Origin of the sequence: Vulgatibacter incomptus, from assembly GCF_001263175.1 — a bacterium.
In the GTDB taxonomy this organism is placed as follows: domain Bacteria; phylum Myxococcota; class Myxococcia; order Myxococcales; family Vulgatibacteraceae; genus Vulgatibacter; species Vulgatibacter incomptus.
Map to the genome: position 1 here is coordinate 2240212 of NZ_CP012332.1, position 17653 is coordinate 2257864.

Consider the following 17653-nt stretch of genomic DNA (forward strand, 5'->3'; position numbering starts at 1 on the left):
GCGACTTTGCGTCAGAGCTTCACGCGGGCGAAGAAGAAGGCGTCCACGAGGGCGTCGGCGTCGTGGGGCGAGACCACGATGCCAGGCGCGATCTCGATGCCGAGGGAGATCGGCGCTCGCCGGAGGACGAAGTCGAGCCCCACCGGCACCCGGACGCCGAGGAACCCGCCGTCGTTGCAGAAGCTCCGGTAGCGGCGATGGTGGTCGTCGTACCAGCTGCACCAGCCCCGGGCGACTCCGAGGAGGCCGCCGGCGCCGATGTAGAAGTCGAGATGCAGATCGCTGGTGTTGTTCAACAGCTGGGCGACGCCCCACAGGTAGTCGGCGTGGACGCGGAAGCCGGGCCCTGCGCCGACCCCGATGTCGATGGCGTCGGAGCCGCCGAGCCAATGCTTGGCGGTGATGCCGGTGGGGCTCCCCAACATGAAGCCGAGGCCCCAGGCGTTGGGCTGGCGAACGGGAGCGGCCTGGGCGGGCGCCGCGAAGGCGGCTCCGAGGGTGAAGACAGATGCGACAAGAAGTGAGCGGAATTTCATGGCTGAACCTCGATTCCGCCGCACTCTGCTAGAATTTGGACAATCTGGCCAGCAGTTCCGCCCGAGAGCGGTCCGAGTCGGCGGCAGCGCCTGCCGGACCCAGGCCACAGAAAGCGAAGAGGCTCGCCCAGTTGGGGCGAGCCTCTCGATGAAACCTGCGTCGTCTTGTGATTCGGCCGCCGGCGACCTCAGTCGACCTGGACCACTACCGCGAGGCCCTGACCGCCGCCGATGCAGGCGGAGCCGATGGCCTTGCCGCCGCCGCGGGCGGCGAGGGCGTAGAGGAGGTGGCCGATGATCCGGGCGCCGGAGGCGCCGAGGGGGTGGCCGAGGGCGATGGCGCCGCCGTCCACGTTCGTCTTCTCCCGCGGAAGGCCGAGAACCTTCTCCACCGCGAGGTACTGGGGCGCGAAGGCCTCGTTCACCTCGAAGAGGTCGTACTGCGAGATCTCGGTGCCGGTGCGGCGCAGGGCGTCGCGGATCGCCGGCACGGGGCCGATGCCCATCACGGTGGGATCGCAGCCGGACACGCCCCAGTTCACGAGGCGGCCGAGGATCTTGAGGCCCTTCCGCTCGGCGTACTCGCGGGTGGCCATCACCAGCATCGCCGCGCCGTCGCAGATCCCCGACGCCGCGCCGGCGTGGATCACGCCGTCCTTCTTGAAGACCTTGGGGAGCTTCGCGAGCCCCTCGACGGTGGTCTCGGGGCGGGCGTGCTCGTCCTTGGCGAAGGTGACGGTCTGGCCCTTGCGCGCGGGGAGCTCCATCGCGGCGAGCTCGGCGTCGAAGCGACCTGCCTCGTCGGCAGCGGCCCAACGCTTCTGGCTGAGGACGGAGTACTCGTCCACGTCACCCTGGGAGATGGAGTGCTCCACCGCGAGCTTCTCGGCCGTCATGGCCATGGGCATGCCGGTGAAGCTGTCGGTGAGGGCGCTCCAGAGGGAATCCTCGAGCTCGCCCTTGCCCAGCGGGATGCCCCAGCGGGCGCCGCGGATCACGTGAGGCGCCTGGGACATGGACTCGGCGCCGCCGGCGAGGATCACCTCGTGCTGGCCGGTGAGGAGCATCATCGCGCCCTGCACCAGGGCCTCGAAGCCCGAGCCGCAGAGGCGGTTGACGGTGACCGCGGGGACGGTCTCCGGGAGCCCCGCGCGCAGGCCCACGTGACGGGCGATGTAGATCGCGTCGGCGGAGGTCTGGCAGACGTTGCCGACCACCACGTGGCCCACGTCCTCGGCGGGAACGCCGGACTGCTTCAGCGCGGCCTTCGCGGCGTGGACCGCGAGGTCGGTGGCGGAGAGGCCCTTGAGCGTGCCGCCGAAGGTGCCGAACGGCGTGCGCTTCGCCGCAAGGAAGACGATCTCGGTGCTGCCTGCGCTCTTCATCTCGTTTTCTCCTGTCATCGGCCGAGGTTCCGGGCGATTCCCGCCACGAACATCCCGACCCAGATCAATGCGATCGTCGCAAACACGAGGCCGCGGATCTCCTTCCGACGAACCTCCCGCCTGCCGGGGCCCTTCGCGTAGAAGCCATGGCCCGCCTGAACCCGCGCGTCGAGCGTGAAGCGGTCGTCGAGCGGATGCCCCGCCTCGACCAGCCGCTCGATCCGCCGCTTGTGGGCGTTGAGGACCTCAGCCGGGCTGCTGGCCGGGAGGCCGCCCGCCAGGTAGTCGGCCTCGTCGATCGAGGGGCAGTGAAAGTCCGTGGTGATGACCGCCGCGCCGTCGGTGTAGTCCGTGACCAGGGAGAGCCAGGCCTCGTTGCCCACGGCGCGCACGGTGGCGAAGCACCGCGCCTCGGGGAGCGCGAGGACGAGCTCCCTGCGCTGCCTGGCCAGCGGGCGGCTCTCCGCGAGGACCCCCAGCGGCTCGAAGCCCAGATCGCCGAGCTCCGCCAACATCTCGCGCATCGCGGGCCCACCGGGCGCCACCTGCTCCTGGCCGCCGACGATTCGCCAGCGGATCCACGAGGGCCGCACGAAGGCGAGGGCGCCGGGGAGGTTGCGCCAGAGTAGGTAGGCGATCAGCGCCAGGAAACCCAACGAGCGCCAGAGGTCCTGCTGGCTCATGCGGCGGCCAACCTCGCGACCTGGGCTCGGACGAACTCCGAGACCTCGGACGTGGTCCGGGAGCCGCCCACGTCCGGCGTGAGGACGTTCTCGGCGACCGCCAGGTCGACCGCCTTCTCGACGATCCGCGCCTCGGCGTCGTGGCCGAGGTGCTCGAGGAGGAGCGCACAGGTGAGGAAGGTGGCGATCGGGTTCGCCTTGCCGGTGCCGACGATGTCGGGCGCGCTGCCGTGGACCGGCTCGAAGAGGCCGATCTTCCCGGGGTTGAGGTTCGCGCTGGCGCTGAAGCCGAGGCCGCCCGAGATCCCGGCGCCCAGGTCGGTGAGGATGTCACCGAAGAGGTTGTTGGTCACGACCACCCGGAAGAGCTCGGGCCGCAGCACCATCTGCATTGCGAGGACGTCCACGTACATATGACGCAGCTCGAGGTCCGGATAGTCCCGGGCGAGCTCTTTCCAGACCCGCTGCCACAGGCCGCCCGCGTGCCGCATGGCGTTCGACTTGTCGCTCATCCATACGGTCTTCTCGCCGTGCTTGCGGGCCCAGTCGAGGGCGGCGCGGCAGATCCGCTCCACGCCCTTGCGGGAGTTCACGTCCTCGGTGATCGCGATCTCATCGGCAGTGCCCTGCTTGAAGTTGCCGCCGACGTCCACGTAGACGCCCTCGGTGTTCTCCCGGAAGAAGACCCCGTCGATCTCCTTGCGGCCCTTGCCGACCAGAGGCGAGAAGCGATCCGCCAGGAGGCGCACCGGGCGCAGGTTCACGTAGAGATCGAGCTGGAAGCGCAGCGCCAGGAGGATCTCGCGGGCGTGGCGGCTGTCGGGCACGCGCGGGTCGCCGACGGCGCCGAAGAGGATCGCCCGGTAGTCCCGGCGGAACGCCTCGAGCTGCTCGGGCGGGAGGGTCGTACCGTCCTTCAGGTAGCGGTCGGCGCCGTAGTCGAAGAACTCGAGCTCGAGCCCGAGCCCGCGCGCCGACGAGAGCTGCTCCAGGAGCTTCGCGCCCTCGGGCGCGACCTCCTTGCCGATACCGTCCCCGGGGATCACCGCGATCTTCGACATCACTCGCCTCGCTTCCGTCCCGCCAGGGCGAGACAGGGGCGCCGAAAGGGCCGCCCGCTAGAGCGGCCCCGTCGTCACAGGAAGGAGCGGGATTGTGAAGGCCGACCGCGGGTCGGTCAAGGCGGGAACGTTAGCGAGCGGCCATCGAAGCCGCGTTCTGGCGCGCCTGCTCGGAGGCCCAGGCGGCGACCGACACGGTCGAGTTGCCGGCGAGCGCGAGCTCCTCGGCGGTGTAGGAGCGGAAGGAACCCGTAGCGTCCGTCACGACCACATCGCCGTTGACCTGGCCGTGGACCGCGGCGAGGAGATTGCCCTCGTCGTCCCAGGCCTCGAAGCCGTCGGCGGTCCGGACGAAGTGCCGCACCACGCCCTCGTGCTCCACCCGGATCCCGTCCTCGCTCTCGCGGACCAGCTTGAGCGGCGAGCCGTCGGGGAGCTCCACGATCCGCTCCTCGCCGATCTCGGGCACGTTCCCCGCGATCGGGTTGTGGCCCGTCCAGAACTCGATCGTGTTGAAGATGAACGCATCGCCGAGAAGGAAGAGCCCGTACACCGGAATGAAGCTGAGGCCCAGGAAGACGAGCTCCTGGACCCACTTGCCGCCCACGTCTCGGTTGAACCTCCAGAGCGCGGTCGTGGCGTGGAACTTACCGAAACACGCGGTCTGGACGAGCAGGGTTGCAGCGAGAGCAAGGACAAGTCTACGGCGCATGGATCCTCCGGATGACCTGGATGCCTCTCACGGAAACCCGCGTCTCCATGGAGGAGGTCTTCGTTGAACGGCACAAAGCCGGAGGCTACAGTGCGACCCCCTGCCGCTCACGGCAAGGAGAAAGGTCCCGGACTGTTCCGAGAGGAACTGGACCGCCCCGCTCGAGGAAGCCCATGCGCAAGCCGATGACGCTCACCCAGAAGATCCTCGCCGCACACGCCATCGGCCTCAACCGTCCCTGGGTCGAGGCGGGCGACGTGCTCCGGATCAAGGTGGACTGGACCATCGCCTCCGAGCTGGCGTGGAACGGCATGGCCCAGACCTGGGAGCGCCTCGGCAAGCCGAAGGTCCACGATCGCGAGCGCTTCTACCTCGCGGTGGACCACACGGTCGATCCCGTCACGCTGGCGAACGACAAGCGGACCCAGAAGCTCACCCAGCTCTCCCGCGACTTCGCCAAGGAGAGCGGGATCCGGCACTTCTACGACGCCAACGAGACGATCCTGCACACCAAGTTCTACCGGGACCTGGTGCAGCCCGGTGAGGTGGTGCTGGGCGCGGACTCCCACACCTCCTCGCACGGCGGCATGGGCGCGTTCTCCATGGGCCTGGGTGGCGCCGACATCACCGCCGCCATGGTGCTGGGCGAGTCGTGGATCGAGGTCCCCGAGGCAATCGCCGTCGACTACGCGGGCGAGCTCGCCTTCGGCATCGGCGGCAAGGACGTGATCCTCGAGACCCTCGGCAAGCTCGGCCGCAACACCGTGGCCATGGAGCGCAGCGTCGAGTACCGAGGCGACGCCGTGCGCCGGTGGTCCACCGACGTGCGCTTCACCATCGCCAACATGACGGCGGAGCTCGGCGGGCTGAACGGGATCTTCGAGCCCGACGAGGTCGTGGCCGACTGGCTGTCGCAGCGGGCGACGCACAAGGACTCCGCCCGCTACTTCCGCGCCGACGACGACGCGCCCTACGCGGAGCGCTTCCGGATCGACCTCTCCAAGCTGGGGCCGGTGATCGCCAAGCCCTTCTCCCCCGACAACGTCTTCCCGGTGGAGGCGCTTCTCGGAATGGAGCTGCAGGGGGCGTTCATCGGCGCCTGCACCACCACCGAGGAGGAGCTGGTCCTCGGGGCTCTGGTGCTCGAGAAGGCCCTCGCCGCGGGCATGAAGCCGGTGGACACCCAGAAGCGCCTGGTGGTGCCGGGCGACCTCGCCATCGTCGCCCACCTGCGCGAGACGGGCCTCGCCGCGATCTACGAGAAGGCCGGCTTCCGCGTGGGCCCGCCGGGCTGCTCCATGTGCCTCGGCATCGCCTCCGAGAGGGCCGGCAAGGGCGAGGCGTGGATCACCTCCCAGAACCGCAACTTCGAGAACCGCATGGGCGAGGGCTCCCTGGCCTATCTCGCGTCCGCCGCCACGGTGGCCGCCTCGGCGCTCTCGCTCCGCGTGGCCGATCCGCGCCCCCTCCTCGCCCAGGTCGACCAGGAGCGCTTCGCCGCCCTGCTCCGCCGCAGCGAGAGCCGGCTCCCCGAGATCACCGTCTCCGAGCCGAAGGTGGCGCTCGCCGCTGAGGCGCATGCCGGAGGCGCTGCCGAGACCGGCAAGGCCGGATCGGTCCTCCGCGCCGGCGTGCAGCGCTTCGGCGACTCGGTGGACACCGACGCCATCATCCCGGGCGACTTCTGCCACCTCACCAAGCTCGAGGAGATCGGTGAGAAGTGCTTCCACTTCGTGCGCCCGGAGTTCGTCGGCCGCAGCCGCGAGGGCCGCACGATCGTGGTCGCCGGCGAGGGCTGGGGCTCGGGGAGCTCCCGCGAGCACGCGGTCTGGGCGCTCAAGGGCGCCGGTGTCGAGTGCGTGATCGCCAAGAGCTACGCCTTCATCCACAAGCGCAACCTGGTGAACGAGGCCCTCCCCTACCTCACGGTGAAGGACGAGGAGTTCTACGCGCTGACCCAGGAGGGCGACGAGCTCTCGGTGGATCTCGGCAGCGGCCGAATCACCCACGTGGCGTCGGGCCGGGTGTTCGAGGCGCAGACCCTCGCCCAGGTGGTCCAGGCCCTCGGCCGCGAGGGCGGCCTCGTCCCGGCTATCCAGCGCCACGGCGCCGAGGTCTTCTCGGTGCTCTCCGCGGGCTGATCCTAGGCTGGCAGCGGCTTCGATCCACGAAGCCGCTTGCCGGAGTCCCAGGGAGACTGTCGCAGTAACGAAGCCCACTGCGGCGGTTACCGCAACAGGCTCCTAGCGGTGCCGGGCCGTGCGCCCGTCATCAGAGGACGCGCTGCTTCAGCGGCAAGCGTCGGGTGCCACGTCGACCACGACGGGGCAGTGGTCGGAGCCCATCACGTCGTGGAGGATGTCGGCGGCCTTCACGTAGGGCATCGCACCCGGTGACGCGAGCACGTAGTCGATGCGCCAGCCGATGTTCTTCGCGCGCACGTTGAAGCGCTGGCTCCACCACGAGTAGCGGTCCTTCGCCTCGGGGTGGAAGTGCCGGAAGGTGTCGACGAAGCCGTTGCGCAGCCACCGGTCGAGCTCGTCGCGCTCCTCGGGGAGGAAGCCGCTGGTGTCCTCGTTCTGCTTCGGCCTGGCGAGGTCCACGGGCCGGTGGGCGGTGTTGAAGTCGCCCATGACGAGGATCGGCTCGCCGTCGCGGAGCCCCTTCTCCAGGCGATCGAAGAGCGCCCGGTAGAAGTCGAGCTTGAACGGGACGCGGCTGTTGTCGCGCTCCTTGCCGTTCCCGTTCGGGAAGTAGCAGTTCACCACCTGCAGCTTCCCGAAGCGGGCGATCTGCAGGCGCCCTTCGGCGTCGAACTCCTCCACGCCGAGCTTGGTCTCGATCTCGTCGGGGGTCTCCCGCGAGAACAGACCGACACCGCTGTAGCCGGGTCTCTCGGCCGCGACGAAGTGGGTCGCGAAGCCCTCGGGGTTCCGGACCTCGTTCGGGATCTGCTCCTCGTTCGCCCGGACCTCCTGCACGCCGACGATGTCGGCGCCGGCGCCGGAGAGCCAATCGCCGAAGCCCTTCTTCGAGCAGGCGCGAAGCCCGTTCACGTTCCAGCTAGCAATCCGCACGGACACCTCTCCTGAAAGCGTCAGGCCGCGAGCGCCGCAGCCTCTCGTGCTTTCCGGCGCCGAGAGATCAGGCGCGCCGCGATGATGCCGATCTCGTAGAAGAGGATCATCGGAATCGACATCAAGGCCAGGTTGAAGGGATCGCCGGTCGGCGTGAGCACCGCGGCGATGATGACGTTGATCACGATCGCGTAGCGCCGGAACTTCGCCAGCTCGCTCCCGTCGATGAGCCCGATCGACGCCAACAGCGCGAAGATCACAGGGATCTCGAAGATCACGCCGAAGGCGAGGAGGAGCAGGAGCACGAGATCGAGCTGCTCCCGCATGGAGAGCATCGGCCGCGTCCAGTCGTCCATCGAGTGCTGCTCGCTCGCGGCGGCGAGGCGGGCAGACGTCGAAGTATGGTGGTCGAGGACCTCGCGGAGCTGCGCGGTCTTTTCCGGACCGGCTCCCGACGTGATCGCCCGGCGCAGCTCCTCGTCCGCCCTGGCCAGGAGCTCTTCCGCGCGCCCGGTCTCGCCGCGGATCGCCAGGCTACGTGCCTCGCTCCGCGAGAGGATCGCAGCAGAGAGCTCGACCCTGGCGGCGGCGCTCCGATCGGCGGCGCGCTCCGCGACGTCGAGGGCCGGCGAGAGGTGCTCGATCCTCTCGAGGAGCGCCTGGCTGCCGCCGCGGCTCACCGCGGGCAGCTCGGCCAGATGCCCATCCACCTGATCGAGGAGCCTCGAGGCATTCGACGGATCGCCGGCGCGAAGCAGCATGCCGGCGTCCTCCATGGATCCCTTCGCCAGCTTGAGCTCCACGGATCGATCGCGGATGTCCTCGGGCTGGAGGAGGAACTCGAACGCAGGCGGCAGGATGGCGAAGTAGCAGAAGACCACGCCGCCGATGAAGCAACCCGTCCCCGCCACTACGAAGGGCACGGCCATCCGCCTCTCGTTGGCGTAGAGGCCGGGAGCGACGAAGCCCCAGAGCTGGTAGAGGATCACCGGCGCGGAGAGGAAGAGCCCCGCGTAGAGCCCGACCTTGATGAAGGTGTTGAGCTCCTCGATCGCCGACGTCTGGACCAGGGCCCGCTGACCCTCCGGCAGCGCGCGGAGGATCGGGATCACCAGGATGTGGAAGAGCTCCTTCGAGAAATTCAGCGCGATCCCGGCCAGCACGACCACGGCGATCGACGCCCTGATCAGTCGGCTCCTCAGCTCACCGAGGTGATCGAGGAGGCTCAGGCGCAGGTCCGGATCACGCCTCATCGGCCCGGCTCATCCTCTGTACGGCTCGTGGTCGCGACGGCGACCGGCTCCACCATCAGCGCCTGTGGCGCTGCAGCGCTCGCGATCGCCTGGGGCGCTGCGGCGATCGCGATGGCATGCGGCGAGGCGGCGATTGCGACAGGCGCGGGAGCCCCTTCGGCGCCTGGTGCCGCCGGCGCGCCAGCCGCAGGAGCACCCCCCGCCGGGACGGTCTCACCTCCCGAGGCGGCGACTGCCCCTTCGATCGGCGTCTTCGCGGGCAGGCGGGCGACCTCCTCGTCGAGCTTGTTGAACTCGCTCTCGACGATGTCCTTGAAGTCCCCGGTGGCCTTGCGGACCTCGCGCATGCCCTTGCCGAGCATGCGGGCGACCTTGGGAAGCCGCTCCGGCCCCAGCACGATGAGCGCGACGACCATGATGACGAGGATCTCGGAGAATTTCAGGCCGAACATCTGCACCTCGGGCGCGGCGATTCGACAGCGTGCTACACGGGAAAAGGGTCTCGGCGCAACCCGAGACTAGCGGGGATGCGCCGGGAGATCGGGCTGGCGGGCGTGCGGAAAAACGCTTCTCGAGCTCGGTCGATTCCGCGGAAATTCTCGTTCAGTCGCTGTGCGCGGACCGAGAGTCCGGGTCATTTTTGAGCCGATCGAACGTTCTCCGCCGGCCCCCCTGCTCGGCGGGCCCTCTCCCTTGGAGGCGACATGGATCAGACGCTCCTCTTCGCGGACGCCCGCTGCCTCGACCACGAGCCCGGATTCGCCCACCCTGAGTCGCCCGCCCGGCTCCGAGCCGTCCTCTCCGCCCTCGACCGGAGGCCGATCGAGGGAACCCGGCTCCTCGAGCCCCGGCCGGCCTCCCGAGAGCAGCTCCTTCGCGTCCATCGTCCCGAATACGTCGACGAGATCCTCGCCCTCGACGGCCAGTGGGCCCAGCTCGATCCGGACACCGCGGTCTCGAAGGGGAGCGTGACGGCCGCCCTCCTCTCGGCCGGCGCCGCCATCAAGGCGGTGGAGGCGGTCGTGGGCGAGCGGGCCCGAAACGCCTTCTCGATCACCCGCCCCCCGGGCCACCACGCGGAGCCCGACCGCGCCATGGGCTTCTGCCTCTTCAACAACGTCGCCGTCGCGGCGGCCCACGCCCGGGAGGCCCTCGGCTGCCGGAAGGTGCTGATCGTGGACTGGGACGTGCACCACGGAAACGGGACGCAGTCCGCCTTCTACGACCGCGGAGACGTCCTCTTCTTCTCCACCCACCGCCTCCCCTTCTATCCCGGCACGGGAGAGCTGGAGGAGGTGGGCCGCGGCGAGGGCGAGGGGCTCAACGTGAACGTCCCCCTCCCTCCTCGCCTCGGCGACGGCGACTACGCGGCCCTCTTCCGGGAGCTCCTCATCCCGATCGCAGACGCCTGGCGTCCCGACCTCGTGCTCGTCTCCGCCGGCTTCGACTCCCACGTCGAGGATCCCCTCGGCGGGATGGCCGTGACGCCCGAGGGCTTCGCCGGCCTCTGTGGCATCGCGATGGAGCTCGCCGAGCGGCACGCCGGCGGCAAGCTCGCCCTCGTCCTCGAGGGCGGCTACGACCTCGGCGGTCTCTCCAGCAGCACCCACGCCTGCATGGAGGTCCTCGCAGGCGCAAAGCCCCCTGCCCTCCCCACGTCGCCAACTCCGAGGGGAAGGGAGGCCATCGACCGAGCGAGGGCCTTTCACTCCAGGTACTGGAACGTCTTCTGACCTCGCTGGGCGATCGTCTGCCCAATCGATCACTGCCTGGGGACCGTCGCGGACCTATCGTTGGGTCCATGGACGCGCCAGGCATCGAAGAGGGAACGAGCGAGCCGGTCCAGGCAGGGGACGGCTCGCCCGAAGGCGTCACACGCCGAGCGCTCGAGGCCTACGAGACCATCCGGGACGCCCGGGTGAAGCACCTGGTCCAAGGGCTGATCGAGCACCTCCACGCCTGCGTCGGTGAGCTCAGGCCCACCGACGAGGAGTGGGAGTTCGCCTGGCGCTTCATGGAGCGCATGGCGCAGATGACCAGCCCGGAGCGCAACGAGTTCCTTCTCCTCGCCGACGTGCTCGGGGTGAGCCAGCTCATCGAAGCGCTCGCACATCAGGGGCCGGCCGAGGTCGGCTCCGCGCTCCTGGGCCCCTTCTATCGACATGGCGCGCCGAACCGCGGCCGCGGCGCTTCGATCGCGAGCGACGACACGCCGGGCGACCGGGTCCGCGTCACCGGCCGGGTCTTCGACTGGAAGACGAAGCAGCCGATCGCGGGAGCGATCATCGAGGCCTGGCAAGCGTCGACGGAGGGGCTCTACGAGAATCAAGATCCGAACCAGCCGGACTTCAATCTCAGAGGGCGGTTCCGTACCGATGAGGACGGAACGTTCGAGCTGACCGCGCTCCTGCCGGTGCCGTATCCGATCCCGACCGACGGCCCCGTCGGCGAGCTCCTGCGCACGGCAGGCCGCTCGGCACATCGTCCCGCGCACATTCACGTCATCGTCATGGCGCCAGGCCATCGAACGTTCGTGACCCAGCTGTTCCGCGAGGGCGATCCCTACCTCGCCATCGACCCCACCTTCACCGCCACGCGCGAAAACGTTCGACACTTCGAGCACGCCGACGACGAGTGGAGGCTACACGTCGACTTTCCGATGAGGAAAGGGAAGGAGCGGCTTCCGGAGGCGCCCATCCCGAAGCGACGGCTGCCGAAGGAAGAGGTGGCGCAGCACTTCGTCGGGACCTGGCGTCTCGTCGACGCGCTTCGGACCTACGACGACGGCGCAACACCGACGCACGTCTACGGCGAGAAGCCGATCGGCTATATCCACTACGACGATGCCGGGATGATGTCCGTGCAGCTCGGTCCGCGGGAGCGACGTTCCGATTCCGACTATCACGCCTACTTCGGCAGGTACGAGGTCGACGCTGACCGCGACCTCGTTCGCCACATGGTCGAGGGACAAACGCCGGCTGGGCGATATCCGAAGGTTCTGGAGCGCCACTTCCGCTTCTCGGGGGACCTCCTCCATCTACAGCCCGTCGACGATCCGAAGCGCGAGATCGTCTGGCAGCGGGTGGAGCGCTGACTCGTCGAGCGGCAGCCGATCAATTCGAGCCGCCGCCGAGGCTCAGAGCGTGTGAAGAAATCGGTCCCGCAGCAGCGGGCCCGACTTCTTCAGCCGCGCTCCGCGCGGAAACGCTCTTCTTTTCGTCTGCTCCGCCTTCGGCTTCGCGAGAGCTTTTGAATTCTTCACAAGCTCTCAGTGCTCCATCATGAAGAGGTCGGGGTCGACGGTGCCGCCCGAATGCGACGACTCCTTCGTGGGCGCGGTGCCGACCTTGAACGGCAGGACCCTCGCGCCGGGGCCGGAGGCCGGCCTCCCGCTGCGGACGTCGACGGAGGCGAAGCTGATGCCCGCAGGGACCGGCCAGTTCCTGCCCGGCCTGCCGTCGAGCGCGTTCTCCATGTACTCGGTCCAGATCGGCAGCGCCGCCCGGCCGCCGTTCTCGTAGCGGCCCATCGGGGACGAGTCGTAGCGGTCGTAGCCGACCCAGACCCCCGCCACGAGATCGCGTGAGAAGCCCATGAACCACGCGTCGAAGGAGTCGTTGGTGGTGCCGGTCTTCCCCGCGATCGGCCACTTGTTGTTCAGGTAGCCGGAGCGGGCCGCGGTGCCGAAGAGCGTCACCTGGTGGAGGAGCTCGGTGGTGATGTAGGCGGTCTCGGGCGTGATCAGCCGCTCGGGCTCGTAGCCGAGCTCGGCGTAGCCTGCGAGGATCCGGTCGCCCAGCGGCGCCCATCCGTCGGCGTACCAGGTGTGGTCCTCGAGGGTACGCCCGAAGCGATCCTCCACCCTCCGCAGGAAGGTGGTCCGGGGCTTGGTCCCGAGGCGATCGAAGGTGGAGTAGACCTTCGCGAGATCCCAGAGCGTCACGCACGAAGAGCCGAGCGCGATCGAGAAGTCCTCGTTGAGCTTGCTGGTGATCCCGATCTTGTTCGCCCAGTCGACGGTGGCGCGAACGCCGAGGTTCTCGAGCGCCTTCACCGCCGGGACGTTCATCGAGTTGACCAGCGCGTGGGCCGCCGTGACCTCGCCCTGGAAGTCGAGGCCGTAGTTCTGGGGCTTCCAGCGGTTCTGGTTCGCGGGATCGTCGGCGACGATCGGCGCGTCGATGAGGATCGACGCGGCGGTGAACGGCCGCGTCTTGGTGGGATCGGTGGTGTCCTTGCCCAGCTCGAGGTTGCCCGAGTAGACGATCGGCTTGAACGCCGAGCCGGGCTGACGGCAGGACTGGAACGCGCGGTTGAACTCGGAGGCGTCGAAGTCGTAGCCGCCGATCATCGCGACCACGTAGCCGCTCCACGGATCGAGCGAGACGGTCGCCCCCTGGAGCTTGGGCTCCTGCTCCAGGGCGAGGAAGAGGCCGTCGGCGCCGTAGGTCTTCTTCAGCGCGGGCTGCTCGGAGTCCATGCCGATGTCACGCCACGTGGAGCCGCGGACGATGAGGAGGTCGCCGACCGAGAGGGCGTCCTTGAGCGAGGAGATCAGCGCCGACGGGAAGTACGCCTCGGAGTTGGGCTTGCGCGCCCAGCGGGCCGCGGCCAGCGGGAGCTCCGCCGTCAGCTTCGTCCCCAGCTTCACGGTGGCGAGCTTCGGCCCCACCTCGGTGACGATGCCGACGTAGAGGCGATCGCGCTCGAGCTTCGCGCCGCCCCGCTTGTCGAGGACCTCGTCGAAGCCCGCGAACCGCTTCGGCCACTCGGCCTTCGGCACGTTGTCCAGCGGCCCGTAGTAGCCCTGCCGGTGATCGACGAAGTGGAGCCCCTTGAGCATCGCGTTCTGGGCGAAGCGCTGGTTCTCGCTGTTCATCGAGGACCAGATCTTCAGGCCCTCGTTGAGCATCCGCTGGTTGCCGTAGCGATCGACGACGTCGCGGCGGACGTGCTCGGCGAAGAACGGCGCGGTGTCGCCGAAGACGTCCTCCACGTGGTGGACCTTCACCGGCTGCGCCTGGGCCTCGTCCCGCTGGGCCTGGGAGATCATCCCCTCTTCGAACATCCGCCGGAGCACGTACTTGCGCCTCTCGGCGGCGCGCTCGGGATAGACGAAGGGCGAGTACCGGGACGGCGCCTGGGGGAGCCCGGCGATCAGGGCCATCTCCGGCAGGGTGAGGTCCTCGACGTTCTTGCGGAAGTAGTTCTCCGCCGCCGACTGGACGCCGTAGCTGTGGTGGCCGAGGTAGACGTTGTTCAGGTAGAGCCAGAGGATCTCCTCCTTGGAGAACTTCTCCTCCAGCTCCAGCGCCAGGAGCAGCTCCTTCACCTTGCGCCGGATCGTCTTTTCGCGGCCCTTCTCGTAGCCCTCGGCCGAGATCAGGAGGGCCTTCGCGGTCTGCTGGGTGAGGGTCGAACCGCCGCCGCGGACCCGCCCCGACGTGACCATCTTGAAGGCGGCGCCCGCGATCCCCTCGACGTCGAAGCCGGGGTGGTCGAAGAACTTGCCGTCTTCGGCCGCGATGAAGGCCTGGATGAGCTTCTTCGGGATCCGCTCGTAGGAGACGACCTTGCGCCGCTCCTTGAAGAACTCGGCGATCAGCACCTCGTCGGTGGCGAAGGCCTCCGAGAGGATCGGCGGGTGCCACTGATCGAGGCGCGGCACCGGGGGTACGTCCCTGCCGTACTCCCGGTAGCCCCAGTACGCGGCGCCGGCGCCGGCGACGAGCACCAGGAAGAAGCCCGCGAGCGTGAGCCGGACCAGCCAGCGAAGCAGGCCCGCCTTCTTCTTCGTCTTCTTCGACTTGGCGCTCGGAGCGGGCTCCGGAGCCGAGGATTCACCCTGGGGCCTCGTGGGGCCCATGCCAGCGTCTGCCATTGCGGGGCAGCCTAGAGCACCGCCGTCCCAGGCACAACGCCGGATCCCTCGAAGACCACCTCGGGCGCCCCTGCGAAGCGGCGCTTCATCACCTCAATCGCCTCCGGGTTGTGATCGACGAGGAGGAACCGCCTCCCCGCCTTCAGGGCGGCCTCACCGGTGGTGCCGCTCCCAGCGAAGAAGTCCAGGACCAGCCCCCCTGGCGGCGAGGACGCCTTCACGATCCGGCTCAGGATCCCGAGGGGCTTCTGTGTGGGATAGCCCAGCTTCTCCCTGCCCGTGGGGCTGACGATCGTGTGCCACCAGGTGTCGGTGGGGAGCTTGCCCCTGGCGGCCTTCTCGGGGCCGACGAGGCCCGGCGCCATGTAGGGGATCCGGTCGATCTCGTCGGCGTTGAAGAGGTAGGCCTTCGCGTTCTTCGCGTAGAAGAGGATGTTGTCGTGCTTGGCGGGCCACCGCTTCCGCGTCCGGGCGCCGTAGTCGTAGGCCCAGACGATCTCGTTCAGGAAGCACGACCTCCCGAAGATCGAGTCGATCAGCACCTTGCAGTAGTGCACCTCGCGGTAGTCGACGTGGAAGTAGAAGCTCCCCGTGCGCTTGAGCACGCGGCGCGCCTCGACGATCCGGGGCTCGAGGAAACCCAGGTAGTCGTCGAAGCGGTCGGGGAAGGAGCGGGTCTCGCGCTCGACCGTCTGGTAGCGCCGGCCGTGGAAGCCCGCCCTGCCGCCGGTCTCCGTGCGGATGGCCGAGAGCGTCCTGCGGGACTGGACTCGGCCCGTGTTGAACGGCGGGTCGATGTAGACGAGGTCGACCGACTCGGACGGCAACCCGGCCAGCACCTCCAGGTTGTCCCCGAAGACGACCCGGCCCGTCGTCACGCCTTTTCCCCTTGGTCCGAGTCCTTCGGCAGCGTCCACGCGATCCCCGCGGCGTGGAGGACCTGAGCGAGCTCCCTGGGCAGCGGCGCCTGCACGACGAGGGGATTGCCGGTGACGGGATGCTCCAGCTCCAGCCTTCGGGCATGGAGGAACTGCCGGTCGAGCCCCCAGCCCTTCGCCACCTCGCGGTTGAACGGGAAGTCCCCGTAGCGCGAGTCGCCAGCCACCGGATGGCCGATGGCGGCGAGGTGGCGGCGGATCTGGTGGGTGCGGCCCGTCTCGATTGTGCACTCGAGGAGGCTCACGCCGGCGCCGCTCGCGAGCACGCGGAAGTGCGTGACGGCGGGCTGCATGTTTACGCCCCTCTCGGCCCGCGAGCGCGCGGTCTGCTGGTGCTCGGCGAGGGGCAGATCGATCGTGCCCTTCGGCCGGGGCATCCGGCCCTTCACGAGGGCGAGGTAGCGCTTGTGCGCCGCACCTTCCGTGAAGATCTCCGTGAGCCGCACCATCGCCTTGCGCTTCTTGGCGACGAGGATCACGCCGGAGGTCTCGCGGTCGAGGCGGTGCGCCGGGCTGGGCTTGAACTCCTTCTGCTCCTCGTCGACCTGGAGGTAGTGGCGAGCCCAGTCCACCAGGGTCCCGCCCTTGATCCCGGATCCCGGATGGACCGCCATCCCGCCCGGCTTGTCCACCGCGAGCACGGAGTCGTCCTCGTAGAGGATCGGCACCTCGGGCAGCTTGTGGACGCGGGGCTTCGGCGGGAGCGGCACGCCCGACGGTCCGGGCTGGACCACCCGGAACTCCACCACGTCTCCCGCCTGGAGCAGGTAGTCGTTCTGGGTCCGCTTGCCGTTCACCCGGATCCGCTTGGTGCGGATCATCTTGAAGATGCCGCTCAAGGGGACCTCGGCCAGCAGGCGCCTCGCCAGCTTGTCGATCCGCTGCCCTGCTTCGTCCTCGGAGATCGTCTGTTCGAACACGCCCGCCTTCTATCAGATGCAGGACTCCTCCGCAGGAAGGGAGACTGCTTGCAAATGAAAATCTGACGGCATATTCTTTCAAACGATCAAGGAGGCGGCCGGATGACCGAGAATCCCCAGCGCGATGCGGCTTCCGAGGCGTCCGTGTTGACCCAGGCCGTCCTGCGGGCTGCCGCGATCTTCGGGCTCTCCCAGAAGGAGCTCGCGGCGATCGTGGGCTTGAGCCCGGCGACCCTCTCGCGCGTCGCTTCGGGCACGAGCCAGCTCCGCGTCGAGAGCAAGGAGGGCGAGCTCGGGATCCTCTTCGTACGAATCTTCCGAAGCCTCGATGCCCTCGTCGGCGGAGCAAAGGACGCCTGCCGTGCGTGGCTGATGGCCTACAACCACCACCTCCACGGCGTCCCGCTGGAGCTGATGCAGAGCGTGAGGGGGATCGTCGATGTCGCCGAATATCTCGACGCGATCCGCGGAAGGGCCTGACCTCTGCGCTTACGAGGGCGTGCCCTGGCGCGTGGTCGAAGCCCAGCACGTCGTCTCCACGCGGAAGCTGGTCGACTCCGACGCCGACCAGCAGCTCCTCGAGGAGCTGATCGAGAGGCACAAGCCGCCGGTCCCTCGCGAGGAGGGCTTCGACGGCCTCCACTTCCTCCTCTTCTCCTCCTTCCGCTACCCGCCGCTGCGGCACGGCTCCCGCTTTGGGAGCCGCTTCGAGCCCTCGCTCTGGTACGGCTCCGAAGAGCTCCGCACGGCGTTCGCCGAGGTCGCCTTCTACCGGCTGCGCTTCCTCGAGGGGACCGAAGCGAAGCTGGATCCGCTCATGGTCGAGCTCTCCTCGTTCCAGGTGAGGGTGCGCTCGAGGCTCGCCGCCGATCTCACCGCCGGAACCTTCCTCGCGCGGGCGGCCGAGCTCTGCTCGAAGGTGAGCTACGCCGCCAGCCAGGCCCTGGGGCGTGAGCTTCGCGAGGCCGGCGCGGAGATGATCCGCTACGCGTCGGCCCGAGACGAGCGAGGCGCGGCCAACGTGGCCCTCTTCACGCCCAGGGCCTTCGCGGAGAAGCGCCCGCGTACGCCGCAGACCTGGCTCTGCGTCGCGACGCGCGAGCGCATCGAGCTCTCCCGTAAGGACTACTTCGTCCGCGAGGTCTACGCCTTCCCCAGGAGCCAGTTCGAGGTGGACGGCGGCCTCCCGTCGCCGAGCGCTTGATCC

General features: G+C 68.8%; 16 protein-coding genes. 5 read left to right on the forward strand and 11 right to left on the reverse strand.

Features of this window, described 5'->3' with window-relative positions:
* Positions 1 to 11 precede the first annotated feature (11 nt).
* From AKJ08_RS09185 to AKJ08_RS09205, 5 genes are all read right to left on the reverse strand, one after another.
* Complete coding sequence (locus AKJ08_RS09185) at positions 12 to 536, reverse strand: hypothetical protein (RefSeq protein ID WP_050725793.1); 525 nt, start codon at positions 534 to 536, stop codon at positions 12 to 14.
* A 188-nt stretch (positions 537 to 724) separates the two neighbouring features.
* Positions 725 to 1921: an acetyl-CoA C-acetyltransferase gene (locus AKJ08_RS09190; protein ID WP_050725794.1), complete on the reverse strand. Its 1197-nt coding sequence runs from the start codon at positions 1919 to 1921 to the stop codon at positions 725 to 727.
* A 14-nt stretch (positions 1922 to 1935) separates the two neighbouring features.
* Positions 1936 to 2604, reverse strand: coding sequence for a hypothetical protein (locus AKJ08_RS09195; RefSeq protein WP_050725795.1), 669 nt, complete (start codon positions 2602 to 2604; stop codon positions 1936 to 1938).
* Positions 2601 to 3665 carry an isocitrate/isopropylmalate dehydrogenase family protein gene (locus AKJ08_RS09200; protein WP_050725796.1) on the reverse strand — a complete coding sequence of 355 codons (1065 nt, stop codon included), beginning with the start codon at positions 3663 to 3665 and terminating at the stop codon, positions 2601 to 2603. Before AKJ08_RS09200 ends, AKJ08_RS09195 begins: the two co-directional genes overlap by 4 nt.
* Before the next feature lie 130 nt (positions 3666 to 3795).
* Positions 3796 to 4377, reverse strand: a complete 582-nt coding sequence (locus tag AKJ08_RS09205; RefSeq protein WP_082342991.1) for a DUF3332 family protein — start codon at positions 4375 to 4377, stop codon at positions 3796 to 3798.
* Positions 4378 to 4550: 173 nt separating this feature from the next.
* On the opposite strand from AKJ08_RS09205, the gene AKJ08_RS09210 reads away from it, so the two are divergent.
* The gene (locus AKJ08_RS09210; protein ID WP_050725798.1) at positions 4551 to 6518 is read left to right on the forward strand and encodes a LeuD/DmdB family oxidoreductase small subunit; all 1968 of its coding nucleotides are present in this window, start codon (positions 4551 to 4553) and stop codon (positions 6516 to 6518) included.
* A 147-nt stretch (positions 6519 to 6665) separates the two neighbouring features.
* Here the strand turns inward: AKJ08_RS09210 and AKJ08_RS09215 are convergent, their stop codons facing one another.
* The 3 genes from AKJ08_RS09215 to tatB are packed head-to-tail and all read right to left on the reverse strand — an operon-like array spanning position 6666 to position 9159.
* Positions 6666 to 7454, reverse strand: a complete 789-nt coding sequence (locus AKJ08_RS09215; protein ID WP_050725799.1) for an exodeoxyribonuclease III — start codon at positions 7452 to 7454, stop codon at positions 6666 to 6668.
* Positions 7455 to 7474: 20 nt separating this feature from the next.
* Positions 7475 to 8707 carry a twin-arginine translocase subunit TatC gene (tatC, locus tag AKJ08_RS09220; RefSeq protein ID WP_050725800.1) on the reverse strand — a complete coding sequence of 411 codons (1233 nt, stop codon included), beginning with the start codon at positions 8705 to 8707 and terminating at the stop codon, positions 7475 to 7477.
* Positions 8704 to 9159: a Sec-independent protein translocase protein TatB gene (gene tatB, locus AKJ08_RS09225; protein ID WP_050725801.1), complete on the reverse strand. Its 456-nt coding sequence runs from the start codon at positions 9157 to 9159 to the stop codon at positions 8704 to 8706. The genes tatC and tatB overlap by 4 nt, the downstream gene beginning before the upstream one ends.
* A 252-nt stretch (positions 9160 to 9411) precedes the next feature.
* On the opposite strand from tatB, the gene AKJ08_RS09230 reads away from it, so the two are divergent.
* On the forward strand, positions 9412 to 10440 hold the full coding sequence (locus AKJ08_RS09230; protein ID WP_050725802.1) for a histone deacetylase family protein: 1029 nt from the start codon (positions 9412 to 9414) through the stop codon (positions 10438 to 10440).
* A 68-nt stretch (positions 10441 to 10508) separates the two neighbouring features.
* Complete coding sequence (locus AKJ08_RS09235; RefSeq protein ID WP_169788790.1) at positions 10509 to 11801, forward strand: dioxygenase family protein; 1293 nt, start codon at positions 10509 to 10511, stop codon at positions 11799 to 11801.
* Positions 11802 to 11975: 174 nt separating this feature from the next.
* Here AKJ08_RS09235 and AKJ08_RS09240 read toward each other — a convergent pair whose 3' ends face one another.
* Genes AKJ08_RS09240 through AKJ08_RS09250 form a run of 3 tightly spaced genes read right to left on the reverse strand, consistent with a single transcriptional unit; the run spans position 11976 to position 16446 of the window.
* Complete coding sequence (locus tag AKJ08_RS09240) at positions 11976 to 14588, reverse strand: penicillin-binding protein 1A (protein ID WP_082342993.1); 2613 nt, start codon at positions 14586 to 14588, stop codon at positions 11976 to 11978.
* 11 nt (positions 14589 to 14599) lie between these two features.
* Positions 14600 to 15466, reverse strand: coding sequence for a DNA-methyltransferase (locus AKJ08_RS09245; protein ID WP_050725804.1), 867 nt, complete (start codon positions 15464 to 15466; stop codon positions 14600 to 14602).
* Complete coding sequence (locus tag AKJ08_RS09250) at positions 15463 to 16446, reverse strand: RluA family pseudouridine synthase (protein ID WP_050725805.1); 984 nt, start codon at positions 16444 to 16446, stop codon at positions 15463 to 15465. Before AKJ08_RS09250 ends, AKJ08_RS09245 begins: the two co-directional genes overlap by 4 nt.
* Before the next feature lie 102 nt (positions 16447 to 16548).
* On the opposite strand from AKJ08_RS09250, the gene AKJ08_RS09255 reads away from it, so the two are divergent.
* Both AKJ08_RS09255 and AKJ08_RS09260 read left to right on the forward strand, forming a co-directional pair.
* Positions 16549 to 16926 (forward strand): MbcA/ParS/Xre antitoxin family protein, encoded by a 378-nt coding sequence (locus tag AKJ08_RS09255; protein WP_050725806.1) that lies wholly within the window; start codon positions 16549 to 16551, stop codon positions 16924 to 16926.
* Positions 16927 to 16945: 19 nt separating this feature from the next.
* Positions 16946 to 17650, forward strand: a complete 705-nt coding sequence (locus AKJ08_RS09260; RefSeq protein ID WP_050725807.1) for an RES family NAD+ phosphorylase — start codon at positions 16946 to 16948, stop codon at positions 17648 to 17650.
* The last annotated feature ends 3 nt before the right edge of the window (positions 17651 to 17653 follow it).

Coding starts and splice junctions, on each gene's coding strand:
- AKJ08_RS09230 (WP_050725802.1), top strand. CDS start 9,412: ATGGATCAGACGCTCCTCTTCGCGGACGCCCGCTGCCTCGACCACGAG.
- AKJ08_RS09200 (WP_050725796.1), bottom strand. CDS start 3,665: ATGTCGAAGATCGCGGTGATCCCCGGGGACGGTATCGGCAAGGAGGTC.
- tatC (WP_050725800.1), bottom strand. CDS start 8,707: ATGAGGCGTGATCCGGACCTGCGCCTGAGCCTCCTCGATCACCTCGGT.
- AKJ08_RS09235 (WP_169788790.1), top strand. CDS start 10,509: ATGGACGCGCCAGGCATCGAAGAGGGAACGAGCGAGCCGGTCCAGGCA.
- AKJ08_RS09255 (WP_050725806.1), top strand. CDS start 16,549: ATGACCGAGAATCCCCAGCGCGATGCGGCTTCCGAGGCGTCCGTGTTG.
- AKJ08_RS09210 (WP_050725798.1), top strand. CDS start 4,551: ATGCGCAAGCCGATGACGCTCACCCAGAAGATCCTCGCCGCACACGCC.
- AKJ08_RS09195 (WP_050725795.1), bottom strand. CDS start 2,604: ATGAGCCAGCAGGACCTCTGGCGCTCGTTGGGTTTCCTGGCGCTGATC.
- AKJ08_RS09240 (WP_082342993.1), bottom strand. CDS start 14,588: ATGGCAGACGCTGGCATGGGCCCCACGAGGCCCCAGGGTGAATCCTCG.
- AKJ08_RS09185 (WP_050725793.1), bottom strand. CDS start 536: ATGAAATTCCGCTCACTTCTTGTCGCATCTGTCTTCACCCTCGGAGCC.
- tatB (WP_050725801.1), bottom strand. CDS start 9,159: ATGTTCGGCCTGAAATTCTCCGAGATCCTCGTCATCATGGTCGTCGCG.
- AKJ08_RS09190 (WP_050725794.1), bottom strand. CDS start 1,921: ATGAAGAGCGCAGGCAGCACCGAGATCGTCTTCCTTGCGGCGAAGCGC.
- AKJ08_RS09205 (WP_082342991.1), bottom strand. CDS start 4,377: ATGCGCCGTAGACTTGTCCTTGCTCTCGCTGCAACCCTGCTCGTCCAG.